This window comes from Mycobacterium sp., assembly GCF_032162605.1.
GTDB lineage: Bacteria > Actinomycetota > Actinomycetes > Mycobacteriales > Mycobacteriaceae > Mycobacterium.
Genome location: NZ_JAVROT010000098.1, coordinates 1 through 8,076, shown reverse-complemented (window position 1 = coordinate 8,076; position 8,076 = coordinate 1). Strand labels below are relative to the sequence as shown.

9 protein-coding genes and 1 pseudogene are annotated in these 8,076 nt (G+C 63.6%); 3 read left to right on the top strand and 7 right to left on the bottom strand.

Going from position 1 to position 8,076, the window contains the following annotated elements; genetic code table 11:
- The first annotated feature begins 371 nt into the window (after positions 1 to 371).
- Positions 372 to 1,034: a phosphate signaling complex protein PhoU gene (phoU, locus tag QOI01_RS05980; protein ID WP_526379266.1), complete on the top strand. Its 663-nt coding sequence runs from the start codon at positions 372 to 374 to the stop codon at positions 1,032 to 1,034.
- Positions 1,035 to 1,791: 757 nt separating this feature from the next.
- Here phoU and QOI01_RS05975 read toward each other — a convergent pair.
- Both QOI01_RS05975 and QOI01_RS05970 read right to left on the bottom strand, forming a co-directional pair.
- Positions 1,792 to 2,013, bottom strand: a pseudogene (locus QOI01_RS05975) (LysR family transcriptional regulator); the annotation flags it as partial.
- A 550-nt stretch (positions 2,014 to 2,563) separates the two neighbouring features.
- Positions 2,564 to 2,851 carry a hypothetical protein gene (locus tag QOI01_RS05970; RefSeq protein ID WP_526379265.1) on the bottom strand — a complete coding sequence of 96 codons (288 nt, stop codon included), beginning with the start codon at positions 2,849 to 2,851 and terminating at the stop codon, positions 2,564 to 2,566.
- 283 nt (positions 2,852 to 3,134) lie between these two features.
- On the opposite strand from QOI01_RS05970, the gene QOI01_RS05965 reads away from it, so the two are divergent.
- Positions 3,135 to 3,620 (top strand): ATP-binding cassette domain-containing protein, encoded by a 486-nt coding sequence (locus tag QOI01_RS05965; protein ID WP_526379264.1) that lies wholly within the window; start codon positions 3,135 to 3,137, stop codon positions 3,618 to 3,620.
- Between the two features lie 84 nt (positions 3,621 to 3,704).
- On the opposite strand, the gene QOI01_RS05960 is transcribed toward QOI01_RS05965, so the two are convergent.
- The 5 genes from QOI01_RS05960 to QOI01_RS05940 are packed head-to-tail and all read right to left on the bottom strand — an operon-like array spanning position 3,705 to position 6,591.
- Entirely contained in the window at positions 3,705 to 3,905 is a 201-nt protein-coding gene (locus QOI01_RS05960) for a hypothetical protein (protein WP_526379263.1), read from the bottom strand.
- Positions 3,906 to 3,921: 16 nt separating this feature from the next.
- Positions 3,922 to 4,374: a lipocalin-like domain-containing protein gene (locus tag QOI01_RS05955; RefSeq protein ID WP_526379262.1), complete on the bottom strand. Its 453-nt coding sequence runs from the start codon at positions 4,372 to 4,374 to the stop codon at positions 3,922 to 3,924.
- Positions 4,375 to 5,268 (bottom strand): MBL fold metallo-hydrolase, encoded by an 894-nt coding sequence (locus tag QOI01_RS05950; RefSeq protein WP_526379261.1) that lies wholly within the window; start codon positions 5,266 to 5,268, stop codon positions 4,375 to 4,377. It abuts the gene before it with no gap.
- 49 nt (positions 5,269 to 5,317) lie between these two features.
- The gene (locus QOI01_RS05945; RefSeq protein ID WP_526379260.1) at positions 5,318 to 5,839 is read right to left on the bottom strand and encodes a DUF302 domain-containing protein; all 522 of its coding nucleotides are present in this window, start codon (positions 5,837 to 5,839) and stop codon (positions 5,318 to 5,320) included.
- Complete coding sequence (locus tag QOI01_RS05940; RefSeq protein ID WP_526379259.1) at positions 5,836 to 6,591, bottom strand: hypothetical protein; 756 nt, start codon at positions 6,589 to 6,591, stop codon at positions 5,836 to 5,838. The genes QOI01_RS05945 and QOI01_RS05940 overlap by 4 nt, the downstream gene beginning before the upstream one ends.
- A gap of 229 nt (positions 6,592 to 6,820) precedes the next feature.
- Here QOI01_RS05940 and QOI01_RS05935 point away from each other — a divergent pair.
- The coding region (locus tag QOI01_RS05935; protein ID WP_526379258.1) for an AAA family ATPase at positions 6,821 to 8,076 on the top strand (1,256 nt) is incomplete at its 3' end.

Below are 8,076 nucleotides of genomic sequence, written 5' to 3'. Positions count from 1 at the left end.
ATGACGCCCGTCGGGATCGGTGACATGCATCTCGTGTAGGCCCTATCGCTGGCGGTGGGCCTCCCGGGTGATGTGCAGGGCCAATGGCCTTGAGCTCACTGCTGCGCCCGGACCGGACACTGATCCGGGCTATCGCTTGCTCGTGCGGACGGCACACCCTCTGGCGGTGCCATTGCGGCGAAGTCATGTATGGGCCTGTGCTCGGCGAGAGGTGCCACCCTGCGACGCAGAGCTTAGGACCGGTACGGGAAAAGGCAGGCCGCCGAAAGCGTTACGGTCTCAGTCTTGAGCACCGTGTTAGCGGTCACATTCACGGATCCTAGACGCCTGCGTTTCGCGGGTCGGGGTTGATGGGCTTCTACCATGTGTAGATGCGAACCGCTTTCCATGAGCGCCTGGATGCGCTTACAGCCCAGTTGGGTGAGATGTGTGGGCTGGCGGGTGTCGGTATGGAACGTGCAACGCATGCGCTGCTCCAGGCAGACTTGATGTCGGCCGAGCAGGTGATCGCGGAGCACGATCGCATCACCGCGATGGGTGCCCGTGCCGAGGAGAGCGCGTTCGTGTTACTTGCGCTTCAAGCTCCCGTGGCTGGGGATTTGCGGGCGGTGATCAGTTCGCTTAAAAACGTCGCCGACGTCGAGAGGATGAGCGCCCTGGCGCTTCACGTCGCCAAGATCACCCGCCGGCGGCACCCGATGCACGCCGTGCCGGAGGAAGTCAACGGGTACTTCGCCGAGATGGGCCAACTCGCCGTGGAGTTGGGGAATAGCGCTCAAGAAGTGGTGCTGTCTGGTGATCCGCGCAGAGCCGCCGAACTCCGGCATGAAGACGATGCGATGGATGAGTTGCACCGTCGCCTCTTCACCGTGTTGATGGATCGAGAGTGGAAGCACAGTGTGGCCTCAGCGGTCGACGTGACACTGCTGGGCAGGTTCTACGAGCGGTTCGCCGATCATGCCGTCGAAGTAGGCCGCCGCGTCGTCTTCCAGGCCACTGGTGAAACTTCTCGGAAGATCGACAGCATTTCCTAATGTGGCCGGCGCGCTAACTCTGCACCTGTGCAGGGCTGGTGTCGGCAAGATGTGGGAATGTCCGCCGTTGACCGGTTGGTGCCCTCCACAGGTTCACCGAAGCGTTGTCCCAACCGGCACCTGCTGCGACCGGACCGGACGCTAATCCGGGCTATCGCATGCTCCTGCGGGCGGCACACTGCCTGGCGATGTCACTGTGGTGCAGCTGTTCACGTGCCCCCGCTCGACGAGGCTTGCCGATTCGCACCCGAGAACGTCGGAGTGGAATCAATTCCGCGGCAAGATTGATGCGCCGAGGTTGGCGGGCCGACTCACAGCAAGAATGAACGGAAAGGCGAACGGGGAACGTTGTCCACGGCGTGGGCGACGTTCGCGTTCTGCAACGGGATGACGCGCGCGCAACGCGAATTCACCATGGGCCGGATCTATCCGGAGTCGCCCAGCATCGCCCTGGAGAATGTTGACCGCACTGGAATGCCCGACAGTGTGCCGCGGACGTGGATCCTCACCACCCGCGATCGCACGCTGTCGGTCAAATCGCAGCGCACGAGCATCGCTGCGATCGGCGGTGTGCAGACGGTTATTCCGATCGACACCTGCCACGACCTGATGATCAGCGAGCCGAACCGATTGGCCGAGATACTCGTGGATCGGTGTCGGCTCTATTCCCAACGATCGGTGCCGCCTTGTGCACACACTGATCCTCGCCGAGTCACGCCGCCGCTCAAGTGCGCGTCGCTGTCGGCGCGTCAAAGCTGCCGGCAAGTGTTGCGGTACAGGGCTTTCCCCATACCACGAGGACCTTGCCCACGCGCGGTTCGAGGGCCGTGATGCGCTGGCTGATAGGCAATGGCGTGACATGGAGCCGCTCGGCCGCCGCGCCGAAGCTGTCGAACGCCGTTACCGCCGCGAAGGCGGCGAGCTGGTGGGCGTCGACCGGTGTCTCGTCTTTGTGGCGGATCCGCCATTCATCCGCCATGATGTTGAGAAATCCGCCACGGAGATGAGAAACTACAAGTCCGCGGGTTGTTATTATTTAATTTGAAGTTTATCTACTACTACTACTTTTATCGACTACTGGTGTGGCTTCTCACGCTTTATGTCCAATCACGTTCCCGTGAGCTGCGGCGACAGCGGCGTTCTCACGCCATGTCCACACCGCGAATTCTCACTTTCATGTCCACTGCTTCAGAGGCGCCGATCAACTGCACGCCACGCATTGCATGCCCACCTAGAGTCCCGGCTTTCGTTTAGTCACTTGACGCGGAGTTGACTGGCCGTCCGCCTTGAATCACGTTCGACTGCAATCATTCTCGCGTTGTCAGGACAATACCGGGTTGGTTCGGATCTGAATCGACGCACGAAGAGCTTTCCGAGACGCCTGTCCTTCTCTAGCTCTGATTCGGTTGTGGCGGTGTCCAGGGCGATATCGGCGGGTTCCGCGTCGATGATGGCCAAATTCATGCATCCAACCGGGGCCAAATGACTTGACGACACCCAACCCGCAGTGGCAGCACCCCAGGGAAGGCTTATTCGCCGGCCAACGCCGTGATCGCACCAAGAGCGGGCAGCAAGGCGCGCCGCCTGCCAACGGGTATCGGACGGTCTCTCAGGCCCAAGAACGCAAGGCCGAAGACCGCCTCTATGGCGACCTTGTCCGTTGCATCAAAGGGTGATTGGAGCGCCTCAACGACGGCGTCGATATCCAGCAGGGTGACGGCTTCGATAATCGTGTCCCGGGTAATCGTGTCGATTTCGCGGAAGAGTGCGGCGAGAAGGTCAGGTGCCGCAGGCACGCAGCGCAGCTTCGTCAGCATCGCCCAACGCATAGATCAGGGCTTCGCACGCCGGTTCTCCCCCGATGCGTGCGAGCAAGTCCGCCGCTTCGCACCGACACCGACACCGACATGGTCGAGGACATCGACGCGCCCAAGAAACGATCCACGACAGGTTGGCCAAGCAGATCCTCGACGCCGTCGAACGCGGCGACACCAAAGTGTCGCCGCGTTCGACAGAGAGCGAGCGCGGGCGCTTTTAGGTTCTCACCGCCGATTGCATCCTGCGGCCGACACAAGCTGCGCTTTCGGGCTGCAAGAGACGGTGCTCTTGCGGGGGACGGTCGGCGAGAACATCGCCTTCGGTCGACCCGATGCCAGCGCAGAGCAGATCATTCGAGCAGCCGAACTGGCCAACGCCGCCGAATTCATCGGGCGCATGCCCGACGGCTACGACAGCATGATCGGCGACCGGGGTGTCACACTGTCCGGCGGAAAGCGCCAGCGTATCGGGATTGCCCGCGCCCTGATCCGCGACAATCCCATCCTCATCCTCGACGAACCCACCGCCGCGTTGGACGCCGCATCCGAAGAACTCGTCATCGAGGCCCTCTTGCGGTTGATGAAAGGCGGCACGGTCATCACGATCGCCCACCGCCTCAGCACGTTGCGCGATGCCGACAAGATCGTGGTGATCGAAGACGGCGTCGTCATCGAGAACGGTTTCGACGAACAGCTACTCGGACGCAACGGTGTCTACGCACAACTCCACCGCCTGCAATTCGACCAGCGCACATCGCCGCCGACCTGACGACCGTTTATGAATTGTGATCGTTATGTCCCGGAAAATCACATGGACGTTGGGCGGGTGAACGAGGTGCCGAGGTGGGCCGTATTAAGGTGCCCGCCGATGGTCCGGTCGCCTTGGACGGCCATCACGGCGGTGGATGTGGGGCTTGCCGTCGATGGCGCCGATGAGGGCCACGATGGCGGCGTAGGTAATGCCTTGTTCGGCAGCTTGTTGGGTGAGGGATTCGATGAGGTCGGCGTTGCGGACCTCTAGGACATGGGGGTTCTCCTTAGTGTCGTCGTGCATTCGTTGGCGACTGCGATCAATCGGTTGCGTGTTCGGGTGCCCGTTTCCACAGCAGTGTGCTGATGGTTTCTAGACCGGGGGTCGGCTCTGTGCTGGCGGATAGCGTGAGGTGGTCTCCGTCGAGCTTGGCGTGCCGTAGCTGGGTTCCGTTGAGCCAGTTGGGTAGTAGCGACACCCTGACCTCGTGATGCACGACGCCGGTGGATTCGTCCACTTGGAATGGGCCGCTGTAGGCCAGGTATCCGGCGGCCGCGGCCGCAGCTTGTTCGGGGGTGCCTCCATCTGATTCGCTGCGGTCGAAGGCTGGTCGGTCGCGGCGCATCAATTGTGCGGACATGTAGCCGTCGGCGGTGTACATGATCAGGCCCAGCGCATCAGCGCCTAGCGGGTAGGTGATCGGGCCACCGTGGTTGTCCTGGGCGATGTAGGAGACCAGCTCCCAGGTTCCCAGAATGGCGTTGCGCAGCATTTAGTCCTCCGTGGAGTTCGGGAATGAGGGGACACCGAACATCAACCACGACTGGTTGGAATCCCAGTCGGGGTAGCGCTTGGTCATTTCGTTGAACAGTTCTTCGTCGGTTGTCGTGCTCTGCTGCAGTCGGCCGAAGTCCTCGAGGTAGCGCTTGCTGTCCTCGATCGCCGACGGCGAGTCGGCTGCACCGGTCTTCTTGTGGCCGGCGATGGCGATTTTCGGGCGTAACGCCGCCAGCCGGTCCAATGCCGCGATCCAATTGCGCCGGCTCTCGGGTGTGGTGTCGCCGACGAACATGTGGCATTGGTTGTAGAGCACGTCGCCGCCGACCACCAGGTCGATGGAGGGAACGTGCAGCGAGGTGGTGTCCACGGTGTCGGTGCGGCCTTGCTCGATGATGCGCAGTTCGTGACCCTCCAACGTGAAGGTGTCATCCGCGTAGGGTTCAGCCGCCACCATCTGCGCGGCCAGCTGACCCGGCCACCATCGCCGGGCGAACTGATCCAACAGCCCCGATTCCAGCTGCTGGTGCATCACCTCCACCGACTTCGGAGTCGCGATCGCCCGAGCGCCAGGGAACCGGCTCAGCAGCACACTCAGACCGTAGAAGTGATCGAAGTGTCCATGGGTGACATAGATGGTGGTCAGGTTGCGATGGTGTAGCGCCACCCAATCCGCGAGCGCCTCGGCCTCCGCGACGGTGGTCAGGGTGTCCACCAGCACCGCGTCGTACTCACCATAAATCAGTGTCGAGGTGATCGGATCCCAACCCAGCGGTTCACCGAATGGCCTCGCCCGGTCCCCGACGACGGCCTTGGCGGGAGCGGTAAAAACGTTGACGCCCAGTCGCTTCGGTGATGAGCTCGACGCCCGCGGTGTCGCTACGTTCATGTCGTGTTCCTTTTGTTCGATCGATGGAATGACTTGGTCGCGGGCGCGATCACGACGCCGTGTGGCGCAGTTCGGAGGGGAGGTCGCCGTCCATGGTGATGATCAACAGCGCCAAGAGATAATCGAGTCGGTAGCCCACCGTGGTGATGTCGGGATTGTCGTAGCTGGCGAAAAGCAGGCTGGGTTGGTCGACTGCGAGTTTGGTGTCGCCGTCCGGGTCGGCGTAGATGAGGGTGCGCAGTGGGGCGTGCAGCATGACGGCGGGGTCGTGGTGGAACATGCCTTCGGCGATGGTGTGGTTGCCCATCAGGTACTCGGTCGCCTTCCAGAACGATGCTGAGCCCGCCATGGCCCCGGTCACATCACTGCGGTAATAGCGCATGAACCCTTGTGGCGCATTGATTTCGGCAAGTTCCAGAGTTGCTTGCCAGTTGGCCATCTGACCGAATCGACCCAGGTCTGCCTCCGGTACCAGAGTTTCGTAGAGTTCTCTGGCCTGGTCGTAGGGGCGGGGCAGGTGCACGATGAGCCGTCGCGACCGGTGGTCGACGGCGCTGCTGGCTGTGGTCATGGACGGACCTCTTCGTTGGCGTAGTTGAGCTCGACGTTGCCGATGTCGAGGGTGATGGACGGCTGGTTGAGATTGACGGTGTTGTCTGGGTTGCGTCGGAAGATCCGTCGGCGAGTGGCAACGCGGAGGCCCCCGAAGGATCGGTAATGGCCGCTGTAGTGGCCGACCAGCGTGCTGCCGAGAACTTCGGTGATGTAGTCCATTCGGCGTTGCAGGCCCGTTGAGTCGAAGTAGAACACCTGCTCGGGATTATGCGTCGCGATCGAGGACGGAAAGCGCACGTGTAGCCGTCGCCAAGTCTGGCCGGCCTCCTGCCAGGGTTCGATTTCATGGGCGACTACCCCGGGATAGGTGAACAGGAAGGGGGTGGTGAAGTAATTCCAGTTGGCGTAGCCCAGGAAGTACCCAAGATGTAGGGCGTCCCAAGGCGTCGATCGCAGGTGGCCTTTGAATGCGGCCCGCGCCGAAGCGAGGCTGCCGACGGCGTCTCCGTCGAGTGTCTGTAGCGCCACCGTGTCGGTGCCGGCATCGAACGTCATCCGCCAGTCTGGCCGCGTGAACGGTGAAAAACCGATCCGCTCGTCGGCGGTGTCCAGGGTGACGGTCTGGTCAAATGTCGCGCAGGCCGGCCACCCCTTCATCGCCCATATCGGCCCGCTGACCGAGACGTCGACAGTCAAGCCGCGCAGCGTATTCCAAAGCTTTTGACCGCCCGCCGCCTCGATAGCGGTGGCAACGAGGTCATCAGTCACGGAGACAATTCCCTTCTCGACTGCTCATCCAGGCAGTGAAAACACATCCGAACGGCTGGCCCACATTCGGTGACCAGACGCCAGTCTTGTCCGCTCAGCCCGCCTTCGTATCCGCCTGTGGACAGCCCGAGTGGTCAGTGGGGGAACGGTGTGGACTCCGTCGCTTGGGAAGCGTCCGGTCGCCGTGGGCGTTGCGAGCTAGGTGGGCTCTAACGTCGGTGCTGGCCAGATGACCGTAGATTTCCCCGTCCTCGGAGGCGCCCAGTTAACGGGCCGGCGAAGCGAATGCGAGATGCTCGACCGGCTGATCGAGGCTGTCCGCGCAGGTGAGAGCCGGGCACTGGTGGTGCGTGGCGAACCGGGCATCGGTAAGACGGCGTTGTTGGATTACGCGGCCGGTCACGCGTCGGGGTGCCTGGTGGCGCGTGCCGCTGGTGTCCAGTCGGAGATGGAGCTCGCGTTCGCGGGGGTGCATCAGTTGTGCGCGCCAATGCTCGATCACGTTGACCGGCTCCCGGGTCCCCAACGCGATGCGTTGCGCACCGCGTTGGGCATCAGTGCCGGTAGCGCGCCGGATCGCTTCCTGGTGGCCCTTGCGGTCTTGGGCCTACTCTCCGATGTTGCCGAGCAGCGGCCGCTGATTTGTCTGGTGGATGACGAGCAGTGGCTGGATAGGGCCTCGACACAGGTCCTGGCCTTCGTGGCGCGCCGGCTGCAGGCGGAATCGGTCGGTGTGGTGTTGGCTGCGCGCAGGCCGAGCGACGCCGTGGCGGGGTTGCCGGAACTGGTGCTGGAGGGTCTGGGCGAGGAGGATGCGCGGTCACTGTTGGACTCGGTGCTCCCCGGGCCGCTGGATGTGCGGGTCCGCGACCGCATCCTCGCTGAGACGCGGGGCAACCCGTTGGCGATGTTGGAGCTGCCGCGCGGGTTGACGCCGGCGGAGCTGGCAGGCGGGTTCTTCGCCGGCACAGTTCGGCTCTCGGCCAGTGCCGAGGAGGGCTTCCGGCGGCGGCTCGAGAATCTTCCCACCGAGACCCGGCTGCTGGTGCTGGTGGCGGCGGCGGAGCCGGTCGGCGAACCGCTGCTGGTGTGGCGCGCCGCCGAGCGGCTCGGGATCGGGGCCCAGGCGGCGACGCCGGCGGCGGACGCCGGCCTGCTGGAGTTCGGCGCTCGGGTGCTGTTTCGTCACCCGCTGGTGCGTTCGGTGGCCTATCGCTCGGCGCCTGTCCAGGACAGGCAGGACGTGCATCGCGCCTTGGCGGAGGTCACCGATCCGGAGCTCGATCCCGACCGCCGTGCCTGGCACCGGGCGCAGGCCGCACCGGGGCCCGACGAGGACGTCGCCCTGGAGCTGGAGCGCTCGGCCTGTAGAGCGCGGGCCCGCGGTGGTTTGGCCGCCGCGGCCGCTTTCCTGGAACGCGCGGCGACGCTGACGCGCGACCCTGCTCGCGGTGCCCAGCGTCTGCTGGCTGCGGCCAGGACGAA

Excerpts from the sequence above, each read along its gene's own strand:
- phoU (WP_526379266.1), top strand. The coding sequence starts at position 372 with ATGCGAACCGCTTTCCATGAGCGCCTGGATGCGCTTACAGCCCAGTTG.
- QOI01_RS05970 (WP_526379265.1), bottom strand. The coding sequence starts at position 2,851 with ATGCTGACGAAGCTGCGCTGCGTGCCTGCGGCACCTGACCTTCTCGCC.
- QOI01_RS05960 (WP_526379263.1), bottom strand. The coding sequence starts at position 3,905 with ATGCACGACGACACTAAGGAGAACCCCCATGTCCTAGAGGTCCGCAAC.
- QOI01_RS05955 (WP_526379262.1), bottom strand. The coding sequence starts at position 4,374 with ATGCTGCGCAACGCCATTCTGGGAACCTGGGAGCTGGTCTCCTACATC.
- QOI01_RS05950 (WP_526379261.1), bottom strand. The coding sequence starts at position 5,268 with ATGAACGTAGCGACACCGCGGGCGTCGAGCTCATCACCGAAGCGACTG.
- QOI01_RS05945 (WP_526379260.1), bottom strand. The coding sequence starts at position 5,839 with ATGACCACAGCCAGCAGCGCCGTCGACCACCGGTCGCGACGGCTCATC.